Below are 15508 nucleotides of genomic sequence, written 5' to 3' on the forward strand. Positions count from 1 at the left end.
CGGCGGCCCGATACCGACGTTCTCGATTCGAGGGTCTACTTTGTCGGCCGATTTGCTTCAGAATCGGATCACATCACCCACACGGATCTGGTCGGGATCGGCGATCCACGCATTCATGACCCAAACATCCTGCCAACGAATACCTTTCGCAGCGGCAAGGTTGAACAACGTATCGCCCTCGGAGACTGTCACCGTGTTTCCCGCTGTGCCAGGCTCGGCCGCGGCCGACGCTACCGTCGAGGGAGTCGGGGAGGTCGAATCAGGGGTGGTGCCGCCCCAACCTAGGTAAGCGCCACATACCGGCCACGCGCCGATGCCTTGAGCTGAGAGGGTTGCTTCCGCGGCCGCGACTTGATCGGCTGTCGACGCCAAGTCGGCGCGAGCCGGTGCACCTGCCGGTTTGTATGCATCCCACGTCGACTGCGTGAATTGAAGTCCGCCGTAGAAGCCGTTGCCGGTGTTGATGTTCCAGTCGCCGGAACTCTCGCACATGGCCACCTGCGACCAGTCGTGCGCACTGGCTACGCCGGTGTTGACGATTGCACCGCCAATTGTCAGAACGCCTGCTCCTGCGGCTATCGTGACGAATCGTTTGGTGTGTGAACGTTTGTTTTTCCGGTGGTTTCCCATGATATTTTCCTTGATCGGTCTGACGGGACAGGGATCTCGGCTCGGCGTGCGGATCGAGTGTTCTGCTGCATATCGCGGTAGACGAAATCGTCAGTGCTGAAATGTGATTGAGGTGGACAGACTGTGAAGGCCTCGTCTCCAGATTGCAGTTCGGAGGCGTGACTAGATTCGCGGTCTCACACGCTTGCCGACAACGGCTCAATTACCCGGTTACATACCTGTTTTGCGGACCGATACAAAACGTCGGTGTACTCGGTGCTGAGCGGAAACAGGTAGTTGAACAGGCCATTCGACCCATGTGCAGACGAGCGCCGATTGGCATGCTGAAACAACACCGAAACAGGGTCTCTCCGAGATTCAAGCTTGCGGCACGCCGGCGCCTCCTGTTGATCGATTGGCGCACCCTTATGAGGGAGATGTGTCGCGCCCCGGGCCGCTGTCTGCGCCCCGGGATGAGCCCTCCTGCGGAATCCAGAGAATCGGATACCGCAGGAGGGCATTCTCTCGACCTTCGATTGACCGCACGAAAACCGGACGTTTGGGGGACAATGATCTGGGGCGATCACCTGGGGCGAGAAGTCGAGGAGATGTACATGTCCGAGGCCAAATCCGAAAGCACCGAATCTCTCGCTGGAACGACACCGCCGGCAAAGACACCGCCGGCCAACACACCGCCGACGGAGCCGTCGAAACAATCGGTGCTCAGGCGGTACTACCCGGCTGCGGTGCCCGTCATCCTCGGCTTGATCATCTATTTCATGCCGGTTCCGGACGGTGTGGACCCCAAGGGCATGCACATGCTCGGAATCTTCGTCGGCACCATCGTGGCGTTGATTTTGCAACCACTGCCGACGGGTTCGGTGGCGCTGGTGGGCCTGTCCATCGCCATGATCACCCAGACGGAGACGCCGACAGAAGCGTTGTCCGGCTTCAGTAACACCACGATCTGGCTGATCGTCGCATCGTTCTTCATTGCCGAGGGCTTTCTGGTCACTGGACTCGGCAAACGGGTTGCGCTCATGTTCGTGACCAAACTCGGCAAGTCGAGCCTCGGATTGTCGTACGGAATGGCGTTGACGGACTTGATACTTGCTCCGGCGACACCGTCGAACACCGCCCGCGCCGGTGGCGTCGTCTATCCGATCATCGTCTCACTGAGCAAGTTGGAGGACTCCAATCCCGAGCCCGAGGATTCTCGCAAGAAGCTCGGAGCATATCTGCTGCTCACGTCGCTGCAAGTCAACGTCGTGACCTCCGCGATGTTCATCACCGCCATGGCGGGTAACCCCGTCGCCGTCGATGCGGCTGCCAAGATCGGCATCGACATCTCGTGGGGCAAATGGGCGCTGGCAGCATCGGTTCCGGGAATTGCGAGTCTCATCGCGATTCCGTGGGTGATGTCGAAGATCTTCCCGCCCACGATGTTGAAGACTCCGAAAGCACCCGAGCAAGCCAGGGAGGAACTGCGCAAGGCAGGTCCGATCAGCCGCAACGAGAAGATCATGGCCGCCACCTTCGTTCTGCTGCTGGTGCTCTGGTGCCTGGGCTCGCAGCTCAACGTCAATGCCACTACAACAGCATTTGTCGGAATCGGCATCCTGTTGGTGACCAAGGTGCTGACGTGGAACAACCTGGTCCACGACACCGGGGCGTGGCAGACGCTCGTCTTCTTTGCCGTTCTGGTCGGTATGGCAAGCCATCTCGAAGAACTCGGCGTGATCTCGTGGATCGGAACCCAGGTCTCCTCGAGTGTCGACGGTTTGCCGTGGATCTGGGCTTTTGCGATCCTGACCTTGGTGTACTTCTACGCGCACTATCTGTTTGCGTCGAACACCGCGCAGATCGTCGCGATGTACGCGGTGTTTCTCGGCGCGGCGGTGGCAACCGGTGCACCGCCGCTGTTCTCAGCCCTGGTATTCGGCTTCATCGGCAGCCTGTTCGGCGGTATCTCGCACTACGCGTCCGGTCCGGCCGGAGTGATTTACGGTTCCGGATACATCAAGACCTCGGAATGGTTCCGAATCGGTTTCGTGATGAGCGTCGTGATCATCCTGATCTGGACGATCATCGGCGGCGCGTGGATGAAGCTGATCGGCGCCTGGTGACGATCAGTTGTCCTTGCGCCGCAATCCGAATCGCATCGATTCCTTGTTGACAGCGGCAATCGCGGTCAGAGGTATCTCCGCGGGACACACCTCTGCACATTCACCGTAGGTCGAGCACGGCCCGAAATCGGCCTCCATCTGGTGCGACATCGCTCGGGCCCGCTTGCCACGTTCGTTGCGGCCCTGCGTGACGAGGGACAGGTGGGTCAGTTTGGACCCGGTGAAGAGGTGCGCGGCACCGTTGGGGCAGGCTGCCACGCAAGCGCCGCAGCCGATGCACGCGGCGAAGTCCAGTGCAGCTTCGGCACTTTGATGCGAGAGTGGCTGACTGTCCGCGTCTGGTGCAGTTCCCGCATTGACCGATACATAGCCACCGGCTTCGAGGACCCGGTCGAGAGCCGAACGATCGACCACGAGGTCGCGGACCACCGGAAAAGCGGCGGAGCGGAACGGTTCCAGTTTGATTCGGTCACCGTCGGAGAAGCTGCGCAGGTGCTGACGGCACGTGGGAGTGTTCGCAACCGGCCCATGGGGAACGTCGTCGACCGTGATGCCGCAGGATCCACAGATCCCTTCTCGGCAGTCGGAATCGAAGGCGATGGGTTCGTTGCCGCTCTCCACGAGTTGGTCGTTGAGTCGGTCGAGAAGTTCCAGCAGTGACATCTCCACTGTCGCGTCGTTTACTTGGTAGGTGTCGAATGCACCGGACGAGTCCGGTCCGGATTGGCGCCACACGTCCACGGTGATTTTCATACGTAGTTCCTCGTCTGCAGTGGAACAGCGGTGAAGGACAACGGCTCGTCGTGTCGAATGTGTCTGCCGTCCTTGGCGGTTTCCCACGCGGAGACGAAGCACCAGTCCTGATCGTTTCGCTGCGCTTCGCCGTCGGGAGTCTGATGTTCGGCACGAAAGTGGGCTCCACAGGACTCGTCACGATCGAGAGCGTCGACGCACATCAGTTCGGCGAGTTCGAGGAAATCGGCTACCCTGCCGGCCCTTTCCAGCTCCTGGTTGAACTGGTTTCCGCTGCCGGCGACTCGTAGGTTCGACCAGAAATCGCCTCGTAATGCTCGGATTTCGGAGATGGCCTTGGTCAAGCCTTCGGCCGTTCGGGTGACACCGCAACCCGCATAGAGGATCTCGCCCAGTTGTCGATGAAACCTGTCGGGGCCATGTGTTCCGCCGACCGAGAGCAGCAGGTCCACCCGACCGCTCACGTCATTGAGCGTCGACGTCACTGCGGGATCGGAAAGTTCGAGAGGTGCGGATCCGAGTAGCGGCGCAAGATAATTCGGAATCGCGTACGGGAGGGTGAACCAGCCGTCAACGCATGCCGAGAGCAACGAATTGGCGCCGAGGCGGTTGGCCCCGTGGTATCCCCACCCTGCCTCACCACCGACGAACAAGCCGGGGATGGAAGTCATCTGGTCGTAGTCGTTCCACAGTCCTCCCATGGTGAAGTGGGCTCCGGGGGCGATGCGCATCGGCACCGTATAGGGGTCTTCGCTGGTGGCGTCGCGATACATCGAGAACAGATTTCCGTATCTCTCCTCGATGGTCTTGCGGCCGAGCCGTGCCAATGCGTCGCGGAAATCAAGGTACACACTGTTTTTCAGAGGGCCGACGCCGTGACCGGAGTCGATTTGCTCGCGGGCGGCCCGTGAAGAGACGTCGCGGGGAGAGAGGTTCCCGAACGCCGGATATTTGCGCTCGAGGTAGTAGTCGCGCTCATTTTCGGGAATGTCGCCTGGTTCGCGATCGTCTCCGGGCTTGGCCGGTACCCAGATCCGGCCGTCGTTGCGTAGTGATTCGCTCATCAGAATGGTTTTCGACTGCCACTCGGAGTTGACGGGAAGTGCCGTCGGATGGAATTGGATGAACGAGGGTGAGGCAATCAGCGCGCCGCGTCGGTGCGCTCGCCATGCGGCGGTGGCGTTGGAGTTCTTCGCAAGTGTGGACTTGTGGAACACGGTGCCGTACCCACCGGAGGCCAGTACGACGGCATGGCCTGTGGTGGCGCCGATCTCACCGGTCACGAGATCGCGTGTGACTATCCCTTGTGCTCGGCCGTCCGAAACGATGAGATCGAGCATCTCGGTTCGGGTGTGGAGGTTGACCGTTCCGGCTGCGATCTGACGTTGCAGTGCCTGCGACGACGCTATCTGCAACTGCTGGCCTGTCTGCCCGCGCGTGTAGTACGTGCGCGACACCTGTACGCCGCCGAAGGATCGGGTAGCGAGAGTGCCGCCGTACTCACGGGCGAACGGTGCTCCGATGGCATTCATGTGATCGATGACGCGTACGGATTCCTCTGCGAGTCGGAAGCAGTCGGCCTCGCGGCCGCGGAAATCGCCGCCCTTGACGGTGTCCTTCACGAAGCGGGCGAGACTGTCGTTGTCCACCTTTCGGGCACGAGCGGCGTTGATGCCGCCCTGCGCGGCGACGCTGTGTGCACGGCGCGGTGCATCGTGGAAGGTGAAGGATTCGACGTGGTAGCCCAGTTCACCAAGTGAGGCGGCGCAGGCCGCGCCGGCGAGTCCGGTACCGACGACGATGACCGTGAACTTGCGCCGGTTGAGCGGGCTGACGAGCTTGTAGTCGAGTTTGCGAGTGGGCCAGGCTGTCTCCGGATCGCCGGCCGGGACCTTACCGTCCACCGGCGTCCCGATGCTGCGCAGATCGTCGAGTTCGAAGCTGTTCACTTATGACGCTCCTGTCTTCGAGATGACGCCGGTCATCACCGCGATGGGGATCGACATGTTTCCGACCATCACGACGAGCGCAAAGATTCCGGAGAGTGCAACGGCAATCTGGCGCAGCCGTTGGCCGGTCACGCCGAGATCGTTGACCGCACTCCAGAGTCCGTGCGCGAGGTGCATTGCCAGCAGAGCCATCGCGACGATGTAGAACGACGCCACCAGTGGACGCTCGAAGCTGGCGATCAGGTTGTCGTATGCGTAACTCTGCGTGCGCGTGGCCGCTTCGTACTCGGTGCTGCCGATGGGGCGGGTTCCGGTGGTGAGGTCGAGTATGTGGAAGATGACGAACAGCAGCAGCACTGCTCCGGTGACGGGCATTGTGCGCGCGGTAAAGGACTTGATTCCCAAGCTTTTACGTCGAAACTTCCCTCGAGCTCGGCGGCCACGGACGGTGAGCAACCAGGCGCACCAGACGTGTGCGACCAATGACGCGAGCAGGACGATGCGAAGAATCCACAGAAGTCCCTCGTATGGCAGGAAGGGTTCGAACACTGTGCGTAGCCAGTGTGCGTAGTCGTCGAAGTGATCGGCCCCGGTGTAGACCTTCAGGTTTCCGATCATGTGGACGAGCACGAAAGCGGCGAAGATCAGTCCCGTCACGGCCATCAGAATTTTGCACGTGATATTGGACGGCCGCGGTCGAGCGCGAGGTGAATCGCCGGTAGCTCGCGATACACGGGTCGGAGCACTCACAGACAAACCTCCCACGCCAGACTTGCCGGACAGGTGCCGTCAGCCTAAGCCCGATCGAGGTTTTCGGCCAACGGATCGGTGCCCGACTTGTCTGTTAATGCAGGTGAATGGGAGTGTAGGGGTGCTCATTACCCGAAAGTAAGGAACCTGTGAACGATGTTTGACTCGACGTGGCGACGGTGGTCATGGCGCGCCGGAACGGCATCGGCCCTGGCAGTGGCCTTGTTTGCGGTGGGGTCGCCGGCTGGTGCGCAGGAGACCGTCGACCTGGCCGACGTGTTCAACCCGTTGGTCGTGAAGGCACTTCAAGGCGCTGATATCTCTACCGAATTGACGCCACTCGGGCTCTCGTCCGACGATCCGTGGTTCGACGAGCCCGAAATCGAGCCCGGCACCGCCCCCGGAACTCTTCTCAAAGCGCGTCCGGTCAGTGTTCAGGTCTACCAGGTCCGCCCTGACGTGGTCTCGGCTCACCAACTCATGTACACAACCACTGATCACTTCGGTCGCCAGGTGATCAGTACCGGAATTCTGATGATTCCCGAGGACGGAACTGCGCCAGGCGATCGCAAGATCATCGGATACGCCGAAGCGAACGACAGCCTGGGGGCGAACTGCGCACCAAGTCACCAGTGGACCGGCGGCAATCAGAGCGACCCGGCGATGTTCTCGGCGCTCGGCCCGGTGGCCCAGATGTTCGGTCACGGCTGGGCAGTGATGATGAGCGACGTCGGCAACGACGGCGACACTTCTCCCCATCCGTTCTCGATCGGACAGTTCTCGGGCAAGGCAACGCTCGACGGCGTTCGGGCAGCACTCGCGCTTCCGGAGGCCGGTCTCGAATCAGACACCCCTGTGGGCATCTACGGTGTCGCCGGCGGCGGTGTCGCAGCGGGCTTTGCCGCGGAACAGGCGCATGACTACGCGCCGGAACTGAACGTGCAGGCCAGCGCCATCCAGGCGATGATGATCGACCCGGCAACCTTCGAGGAGACGGCGGCCGGTGGGATCGGTTCCGGCTTCGCCTTCTCGAGCATTCTCGGATTCGACGCGGGCTACCCCGACGTTCGGCTCGACGATCATCTCACTCCGATCGGTCACAACGTCGCCGCAGCATTCCGCGCGTCCTGCCAGGCGCTCTACCTCGGACTCCCGTTCGTTCCCTTCGACGTCCTGCTCACCAATCCGGCGCCCCGAACGATCCCGGCACTGGCCGCGGCGTACGCGGACAACACGTTGGGAAAGCAGGCGCCGGCCTCGAAGCTTCTGATTTCTTCCTGTGAGGACGACTTCCTCGTTCCCTTCAGTGAGGCAGAGCAATTGGCGCAGACATATCGAGCAGACGGCGGCGACGTGGACCTGCTCCCGTCGCAGTGCGGGCCGCTCGATTACGTGACCAACCTGTACAAGACGGTGACCGATCAGCTGGGTATGCAGGACATCGCCTGGCTGGCGAAGACGTTCGACGAAGCCGAAGGGAAATGAGTATGCGGAAGTCTTTGACACGCAGGGATTTCGCGCGCACAGTTCTCGTCGCTTCGGCAGGCATCGGCGGTGCGGTCGTACTGGGAGGCCGGGCGTCTGCGGGTACTGGTGAACTCGACAGGTACCTCGACCTGGAAGCGGTGAACGCAAACGCCGAAGCCGCGGGGGGTCTGCATCCTTCACTGCCGTCGGATTCCGCGACGCTGCGGAGTTTGGTCGATACCGCCCGAGCATCGGGAGTGGCTCCGCACCGCTATCAGACACTGCTCAAGCAGTACTGGCTCGCAGTCGGGACGGAGTCGGCAGGTATCGATCTCGCTTCGTGGACTCCCTTCGACGGTGTGCACGCGAATCTCGGAAACCTCACCAACACTTTCCAGTTCTACGAGCGACTGCAGCTCGAGCATCAAGAACTGCAGTGGGCAGGCATGGGCGGAATGGTCGGGCCCGCTTTTGCCGGTGGACTCCTCGACTTGGACTACGGGCGGGTTGTGCTGGAAGTCCAAGCGATCAGCGAAGCGATGGCACTGGTGTGGCGAGAGATCGACCGCATCGGGTCGCCGGTCGCAACGTCGATGGGAGCACCCGAGGACGTTGCGGCGCTGCTCCAGGTCGGCCACGACATCCGCCCCGAGGACGTGATGTGGTTCCAGGGGAAAGTGATTGCGATGAGCAAACACATCTTCTCGGATCTGATTCCCATGCACATGGCGTGGGTTCACGACGGTGTCGACGGCATCGCCGAGCTCGATCGGGCAGGGCTGCTCGACGAGAACGCCCGTATCGCGTGGGACAACATTGCTTCGGGGACACCGGAGTCGGTCTTCGACGGCAATGTGCGTCTGCTGCGCCGTGAGCAGTACCAGTCGGTGGGTGATCAGTGGGACGAGGCGAAGGCCTACCGCGGCAGCGTCGGTCGCTCGTTGACCTACCTGACCACCTTCGCCGCATCACCGTCCATGCCTGGCGTCGTACCGCCGCGTGAGTCGAACCCGCTCTCGTTCGCGGTGGGCAATGCCGTTGTGCAAACACCGCTTCCGGACTTCAACTGGGCGGACCGGGACGGTCGTTGGACCTACATCAACGGTCAGCTGCTCCCGGTCTACAACAACCTGATGAACAATCAACCGGAACTGTGGCGAGCGACGCTGGCAGCGCCCGTCTCCGTTCGGATAACCGAGCAGAGAATGATCGCTCGCTTGCCGGACATGTTGCGGTCCATGCTGGCAACTCTGGCGATCACGGTCAACTGAACTCGGCGGTGGGGGGGGCCTCGGGGCCCCCCCCCCCCCTCCGCTTGCATACGCGCGGCGTCCTTGCCGACAGTGCGAGTGGCCAGGTAGATGAATACCGCAGTGAGCGCCAACATGATCGGCACGAGATACATGGCCGAGTTCAACCCGTCGCCGGCGTACTGAGCCAACTTCCCGGTACCGGCATCGGCAAGCGCGCGCTTGGCGAACCAGTCCGAAATCGCGCCCACGGCAACTGGTCCCGAGAATCCGCCGAGAAGATACATGGCAGCGAAGAACAACGCCGTCGCAGTGCCTCGGAGCCTGGGAACCACGACGTCGTGAATGGCAGGGTAGACGCTGATGTAGAAGCCGTAGGCCAACAACCACCCGGCCGAGAACAAGAGCGTGAACATCACGACGTTCCCGCCGTGCTGCAACAGTGCCAGTGCCGTCAAAGGTGCTGCCAATGCCGAGGTTCCGACACCGATCATCAACCGTGCGCGCGGTGAGCGTGCGCTGGCCTTGTCAGCGTAGCGAGCGCCGAGAAGCAATCCGATCAGGCCCGTGATTCCGACGATGATGCCGGTGACCGATGCCGCAGCAGTCAGTTTCAGGTGGTACTGGCGCATCAGAAGCGGGACGACAAACGAATTCACTGCGTAGGCAGCGAAGTTGAACGTCAGTCCGGCAAGGATGAGCCAACGAAGCGTGGGAATTGCGAGCAGACGACGGATCGGACGGGTGATCGGTGCCTGTGAAACAGCGGCTGCGCGGGCCTCCGGACTTTCGGAACCTCCACGAACCGGATCTGCCATGCGGTAGAGCACGACTGCCAGCAGGACACCGGGAATCGCCGCGAGGAAGAACGGTGCACGCCAGCTGTCGAATGCCTCGGCGATCTTGCCGACGGTGAAGTAGGCGAGCATGAGGCCAATCGGCAAACCGAGCATGAAGACACCAAGTGCGCGTGAGCGTCGTTCTGCCGGGTAGATATCACCGATCATCGAGTTGGCTGCGGGTGTAAAGGTCGCTTCGCCCACACCGACGCCTAGACGCGCGAGGATGAACAGCACATAGCTGCCGGCGGCACCGGTTGCTGCCGTCAGTCCGCTCCACACCAGGAGTCCGATCCCGATGATCTTGGGACGGTTCTTCGTGTCGGCCAACCGGCCCAGAGGCAGACCTGCGACTGCGTAGACGAGGGTGAATGCAGAGGTGATCAATCCCAATTGCAAGTCGCTGAGCGAAAACTCGTTCTTGATCGGCTCGGCAACGACCGAGGGGATCGCCCGGTCGAAGAAGTTGAGCATGTTTGCGAGAAACAGTGCGACGAGTGTGCCGCCGAGAAGTTTGTCGCGTGTTCCGACAGGGGCGCCGTCGATGGACGGCAGCGGCGGAGCGTCTCGTTGAATTGACATGATTGTTCCACCCTTTTCGCGAGTGCTGAATGAATTGTGTTGGGGGAGAGGCTCAGGACAGAGCGTCGGCGACGGTTTTGCCGATCGCCTGCATCCCGGCCGCAGTGGGATGCAGTGGAACCGCCGGCTGGGTAGGGACGATTCCGGTGTAGTAAGCAGTGGCAGGGTCAGTGCAGATGTCATGCCCGGCAGTGGCTTCGGTGATGTCGATGTACTCGACGCCGTGACGGGCCGCCGTTGCTGCCATGACCGTGTTGCCGTAGTCGATCACACTCTGGAGATAGTCGGCGTCGCGCGGCCAGAACGGCTGGGTGCCGGGGCATCCGTCGGCGGCGATGTATGTTCCGTATCCGATCACGACGATGCGCGCCGAGGGCGCCCGGTCGCGAACCGATTCGAGCATGGAACTCCAACCTGCGGAGGCATTTTCGACCAACTGTCGCTGTTGGTCGACGCCGCCTGCGGTGAACTTGTCACGGCAGGACGTTCCGGTGGGTTCGGGGAGAGGATTTACGCAGCTCAGAACTGTCGGGAACAACGAGATGTCGTTGGCGCCGATTGTGATGGTGACGAGGTCGGTATCGGGCCCCAATGCTGTTTCCTGCGGCGGTACTTGACCGGAGAACGTCGATTGTGCGGTGTCCGTGACGTTGGCGGATCGCGCCGACGAGCAGGTCACATCCGTGAGGTGAGCGTCGAGTCTTTGCGCCACCACGGAAGGGTAGTTGCCTAGTGATCGTAGGCAGCCCGGCGCCGATGAATCTTGTTCGGCGACCAGCGGGCCGGCCGCCGCGGAATCGCCGAGAGCGACGTATTGGATGGGGCTGGCATGCGTTTCGGCATGTGACACACCGGTCCCGAGTGCCGCGAACGAACCGGCAGCCACGACGCCTGCCAGAATGGCTGCGCTGTGCGTTTTCCACGTCACTCGAGGCTCCTATTTGGTCGAAGGTGGGGCTTCCAGGTACGCCGCTGATTGTGAATTCGAGAGTGGCGTGGGTTACATAGTGATAGGAAAAAGGCAGGTCGGCCTTGTGGTGGCAATTCAATTCTGTGGAGGGTTTTGTGTCAGGAAACAAAGGTCTGCCGTTCGAACCGATAGTGGTTGGCGGCAGATCTCTAGCCGACCGATTGGCGCAACGCACCCATCCGCTGGTCAATGCGACGGTCGATCTGGTCCACCGCGACGTCACCTTCTACCGGTTGCTTCCGGACGAGGCGTTGCGTAACGACGTGACGACCATCGTGAGGCGAAATTTGGAACTGTTCATTTCGATGCTCCGGACGGGCGCAGATCTGGCGCCCGAGTTGCTCGCCGACATCAGCGAATCGGCTCGTCAACGGGCGCAGGAATTGGTTCCGCTCAGTGAGGTACTGCGCGCATATCACCTGGCAGCAGGGTTGTGGTGGGAGACGATCAGCGAATGGGCGGTCCCGGAAGACGGTGTTGCACTTGCCCGCACCGGACGACTCCTGAATGCATACACCGCGGCCTCCACGTCCGCGGTTCTTGCCGGCTACGGTTCCGACCACGCCACCCAGACGGACGAGGATTCGGCGCGAAGGTCCCTGTTCGTAGCACTTTCGACGGGTGTCGACGTGGATCGCGTCTCCGACGAGGTGGGAATCAGGTTGGCGCGCCTGTACTGGGTGGTGGCTCTGCACGTCGAGCGGAATGACGACGAGTCCTCGACCGAGGTGGACACTGCCGTCGCCGAGCGGAGGAAGGTGCGCCACCTGCAACGAGAGCTCGATCAGGTGGGACGTGACAAAGCCCTCGGGGTGCTCGGGAGCAGCGGCGGAGCCGTACTGATTCCCATTGTGGAATCGGAACCTGCAGAGGGAAACTGGGCGTCGAGTCCGCAGTATTTGTCATTGTGTCGACGTTTGGGTGATCTCGAGAAGGTCATCGGTGCATCGACGGTTGCCGCTGTACACGTCGCGGCGCCCACGGCAATTCCAGCGGCGGTCACGCAGGCGCGCGAGGTGCTGAACGTTGCCCGAAAGTACGGACGCACCAGTGGGGTCGTCCGTCTCGAGGATCTTGCAGTGGAGTATCAACTGACCCGCTTCAGTGCTGCGCTGCCGATACTCGCAGATGTGTTGTTGCCGTTGGAGTCCGATAGCGCGGTACTCGAGACGCTCGAATCTTTCATCGACTCCGGATTCGATCGAGCCGCCACCGCCCGGCAGCTACACGTACATCCGAACACAGTGGTGTACCGCCTGCGAAAGGCGAGTTCCCTGACGGGACTTGACCTGTCGTCTCCGAAGGATCTTGTGCAAGTCACCATGGCGCTGGGAGCGCGTCGCGCAATCGGTATGGAGGCGGACTCTTCCCAAACGTGATGCGTCTGTGGTTCTTGGTGAACGAGCCGGAGGGCCGGCGATCGGGTGAGGAGACATGGCCAGGCGCCGTATGTCGGGCCACCCACACACGGTTCGGGTGGTCCGCCCGTCGAGACCCGGCAGAGCTTGTCGGTTTCGCGAACCCTGAATTGATCTTCGACACCTTGGACGGGACGGGGCAGGAACACCTGGATGCAACATCGTGATCTGTGACAACGAATTGTTGCCGTTCCGCGTTGTCAACCTTCTCGGTGACTCTGCTGCTCAGATAGGTAATGCGGCGGGCGCGTCGATACGAGATGCTGGTAGATGACGGTTTCGAACCCGAATTGTTGCCCAATATTTATGTTTAGTCTGTGTGACGGTCAGTGAACAGTAAATTTGAGTCAAATGATGCAACCGTGGCGAAATGTTCGCTACCGTGTGCTGGACAACCGACAATCTGGGGGTTCGGCTACATGGCAAATGTTCGCAGGTCTGTGACGAAGGGATTGATCGCTGCTTCGGTGATCGCCGCAGCTGGCGTGGGCCTTTCGCCGGCGACAGCGAGCGCCGACATCACACCGACCACGGTCGTCAACGGTATCTTGTCGACTGTCGGCGGCTGCCAGACGCCGGTGCGGTCTCTCATCCTTGCGTGCACGAGTGCTGAGACGCTGACGCGCCAGTCGCCCGTGCTGCTCGACCTCAACCCGGTGGGTACCAACATCGTCGTCTTGGGCGCCGGCCTCTTCGACGACGGCACGATGCGTCCGATGCTGGTCGACCGACTTCAGGCGGCGCTGCAGCTGGCTCGTCAGTACCCGCAGTCTCCGATCATCACGAGCGGTGGGGCCCCGAAGGCCGGAGTGACGGAAGCCAGGGCGATGCGCGAGTGGCTCGTCGCCAACGGCGTCGACCCGGGCCGGATCACCGAAGAAGGAACGTCGTGGTCCACGGTGGAGAACGCGCTCAACTCTGCGCGGATTCTCGCAGATCGAGGAGCAACGGGCGTGGTTGTGGTCTCGAGCGCCAATCACGTGGAACGCGCGATGGTGGACTTCCGGGTTGCAGTTCTCGGCCGGATCCCGGTCGCAGGCGTGATCGCTGCGACCTGACGCACCCAGCTGTCCATACAGTTCCGCGTACCGCCGGAATCACCCGGACGGTACGCGGAACTGTTTCTGGGTTGCTACTTTCGTCGTTGCAACTCGTCGTCACCTTCGGTCAGAAGCGCAAGTTCGGCATCGACGGCGTCGGAATCGATCTCACCGGGAACGGCGATCTTCGCCAGGAGTTGCTCGTCACCACTTTCCGTCCGAAGCGCCTTCTCCCTGATGAAGGCGATCGCGATCAGACTCAACAGAGCCAGGATTCCGGCGATGAGGAAGACCCGTGCGGTGGCATCGCCGTACGCAGCGCGGACCACATCCTGGATCGCTTCGGGTAGTTCGTTGAGGTTCGACAGCCCTGCGCCGGATCCTCCGGACGCACTCAGATCGACCCCGATTGCGCTGAGTCCCTTGGTCGTAAGATCTGCAACGTGAGTGGAGAGCACTGCGCCGAGGACGGACACGCCTGCCGCGCCGCCGAGTGAGCGGAAGAACGAGACCGTCGAACTTGCGGTGCCGAGATCGCTAGGCGCGACGGTGTTCTGAACTGCGAGAACAAGATTCTGCATCACCATGCCCATCCCGGCGCCGAGCACGAAGAGGAACAGTCCGACCCAGAACATCGGCGTCGCGTGATCGATGGTCGAGAGGAGGAAGAAGCCTGCCGACATTGCGACGGCACCGGCGATCAGGAAGCCCTTCCAGCGCCCGAACTTCGTGATCATTGCCCCGGACAGGCCGGCGGAGAGCATGGAACCGATCACCATGGGCAGTGTCAGAAGACCTGCGGCAGTGGGAGAGTAGCCGCGGGCAATCTGGAAGTACTGACCCAAGAACACTGCTCCGCCGAACATTGCGACGCCGACGGCGATGCTTGCCAGCGTTGCCAGCGTGGTAGTCCGATCTCGGAAGAGGCGGAGCGGAATGATGGGTTCCTTGACCTTGCTTTCCACCCACAGCGCTGCGGCGAGCAGCACGACGCCGAGTCCGACGAGGAAGAACGACATCGCAGAAGCCCACTCGAAGTTCTTACCTGCCAAAGTGACCCAGATCAAAAGAGTGCTGACACCGGCGGCAATGAGGGTTGCACCGACGTAGTCGATGCTGACGTCCTTCTTGACGATCGGGAGGTTCAACGTACGCTGCACGACGATCAATGCGATGACTGCCAGCGGCACGCCGACGAAGAACGTCCAGCGCCAGCCGAGCCAACTAGTGTCCACGATCAGGCCGCCGATCAGCGGGCCGGCGACTGTCGCGACGGACATGACGGCTGCGATCGGTCCCTGGTATCGACCACGCTCACGCGGGCTGAACATCGCCGCGATCACGATGATCACGAGGGCTTGCAATCCGCCGAGGCCCAGTCCCTGAACAGCGCGGAAACCGATCAGCATGCCGACCGATTGCGACATGCCCGCAAGGATCGAGCCGATCGTGAACAGCGTGATGGACAGCTGGACCAACAGCTTCTTACTCACCAGATCCGAGAACTTGCCCCAAATGGGAGTTGTTGCGGTGGAAGCCAACAGCGTTGCCGTCACGACCCAGGTGTACTGATCCTGGGTGCCGTGTAGTTCGGTGATGATGGTGGGGAGTGCATTCGAGACGATCGTCGACGACAGGAATGCGACGAACATGCCGAGTAGGAGCCCGACAAGTGCCTCGATCTTCTGCTTGTGGGTCATCGGCGCATCGGTCGATGACTGAGATGGTGGAACGTCGGTAGACGTGAAAGAACTC

11 protein-coding genes and 1 pseudogene are annotated in these 15508 nt (G+C 61.5%); 5 read left to right on the top strand and 7 right to left on the bottom strand.

The window, feature by feature from the left end; all coding sequences use genetic code 11:
- Nucleotides 1-57: 57 nt before the first annotated feature.
- Entirely contained in the window at nt 58-630 is a 573-nt protein-coding gene (locus AC1DVN_RS25555) for a LysM peptidoglycan-binding domain-containing protein (protein WP_283567240.1), read from the bottom strand.
- A 593-nt stretch (nt 631-1223) separates the two neighbouring features.
- On the opposite strand from AC1DVN_RS25555, the gene AC1DVN_RS25560 reads away from it, so the two are divergent.
- A complete protein-coding gene (locus AC1DVN_RS25560; RefSeq protein ID WP_047889067.1) occupies nt 1224-2735 on the top strand; it encodes an anion permease in 1512 nt (503 codons plus the stop codon).
- Between the two features lie 3 nt (nt 2736-2738).
- Here AC1DVN_RS25560 and AC1DVN_RS25565 read toward each other — a convergent pair whose 3' ends face one another.
- The 3 genes from AC1DVN_RS25565 to AC1DVN_RS25575 are packed head-to-tail and all read right to left on the bottom strand — an operon-like array spanning nt 2739 to nt 6187.
- The gene (locus tag AC1DVN_RS25565) at nt 2739-3488 is read right to left on the bottom strand and encodes a succinate dehydrogenase/fumarate reductase iron-sulfur subunit (protein WP_020909463.1); all 750 of its coding nucleotides are present in this window, start codon (nt 3486-3488) and stop codon (nt 2739-2741) included.
- Nucleotides 3485-5437 carry a fumarate reductase/succinate dehydrogenase flavoprotein subunit gene (locus AC1DVN_RS25570; protein WP_021345838.1) on the bottom strand — a complete coding sequence of 651 codons (1953 nt, stop codon included), beginning with the start codon at nt 5435-5437 and terminating at the stop codon, nt 3485-3487. Before AC1DVN_RS25570 ends, AC1DVN_RS25565 begins: the two co-directional genes overlap by 4 nt.
- Nucleotides 5438-6187: a succinate dehydrogenase cytochrome b subunit gene (locus tag AC1DVN_RS25575; RefSeq protein WP_084325459.1), complete on the bottom strand. Its 750-nt coding sequence runs from the start codon at nt 6185-6187 to the stop codon at nt 5438-5440.
- A gap of 156 nt (nt 6188-6343) precedes the next feature.
- Here AC1DVN_RS25575 and AC1DVN_RS25580 point away from each other — a divergent pair, with 156 nt between their 5' ends.
- A complete protein-coding gene (locus AC1DVN_RS25580; RefSeq protein WP_477994342.1) occupies nt 6344-7672 on the top strand; it encodes a lipase family protein in 1329 nt (442 codons plus the stop codon).
- A 2-nt stretch (nt 7673-7674) separates the two neighbouring features.
- Nucleotides 7675-8925, top strand: coding sequence for a Tat pathway signal protein (locus AC1DVN_RS25585; RefSeq protein WP_225989586.1), 1251 nt, complete (start codon nt 7675-7677; stop codon nt 8923-8925).
- Nucleotides 8926-9173: 248 nt separating this feature from the next.
- On the opposite strand, the pseudogene AC1DVN_RS25590 reads toward AC1DVN_RS25585, so the two are convergent.
- A pseudogene (locus tag AC1DVN_RS25590) lies at nt 9174-10325 on the bottom strand (spinster family MFS transporter); the annotation flags it as partial.
- Nucleotides 10326-10377: 52 nt separating this feature from the next.
- Complete coding sequence (locus tag AC1DVN_RS25595) at nt 10378-11253, bottom strand: GDSL-type esterase/lipase family protein (RefSeq protein WP_172932698.1); 876 nt, start codon at nt 11251-11253, stop codon at nt 10378-10380.
- A gap of 137 nt (nt 11254-11390) precedes the next feature.
- On the opposite strand from AC1DVN_RS25595, the gene AC1DVN_RS25600 reads away from it, so the two are divergent.
- Both AC1DVN_RS25600 and AC1DVN_RS25605 read left to right on the top strand, forming a co-directional pair.
- Nucleotides 11391-12674, top strand: coding sequence for a PucR family transcriptional regulator (locus AC1DVN_RS25600; protein ID WP_060938237.1), 1284 nt, complete (start codon nt 11391-11393; stop codon nt 12672-12674).
- Nucleotides 12675-13042: 368 nt separating this feature from the next.
- Entirely contained in the window at nt 13043-13771 is a 729-nt protein-coding gene (locus tag AC1DVN_RS25605) for a YdcF family protein (RefSeq protein WP_029256486.1), read from the top strand.
- Nucleotides 13772-13845: 74 nt separating this feature from the next.
- Here the strand turns inward: AC1DVN_RS25605 and AC1DVN_RS25610 are convergent, their stop codons facing one another.
- Nucleotides 13846-15453, bottom strand: coding sequence for a DHA2 family efflux MFS transporter permease subunit (locus AC1DVN_RS25610; protein ID WP_092764834.1), 1608 nt, complete (start codon nt 15451-15453; stop codon nt 13846-13848).
- Nucleotides 15454-15508: the final 55 nt, after the last annotated feature.

It is taken from the genome of Rhodococcus sp. P4_E4, from assembly GCF_056401575.1.

Coding starts and splice junctions, on each gene's coding strand:
- AC1DVN_RS25580 (WP_477994342.1), top strand. CDS start 6,344: ATGTTTGACTCGACGTGGCGACGGTGGTCATGGCGCGCCGGAACGGCA.
- AC1DVN_RS25565 (WP_020909463.1), bottom strand. CDS start 3,488: ATGAAAATCACCGTGGACGTGTGGCGCCAATCCGGACCGGACTCGTCC.
- AC1DVN_RS25555 (WP_283567240.1), bottom strand. CDS start 630: ATGGGAAACCACCGGAAAAACAAACGTTCACACACCAAACGATTCGTC.
- AC1DVN_RS25560 (WP_047889067.1), top strand. CDS start 1,224: ATGTCCGAGGCCAAATCCGAAAGCACCGAATCTCTCGCTGGAACGACA.
- AC1DVN_RS25610 (WP_092764834.1), bottom strand. CDS start 15,453: ATGACCCACAAGCAGAAGATCGAGGCACTTGTCGGGCTCCTACTCGGC.
- AC1DVN_RS25585 (WP_225989586.1), top strand. CDS start 7,675: ATGCGGAAGTCTTTGACACGCAGGGATTTCGCGCGCACAGTTCTCGTC.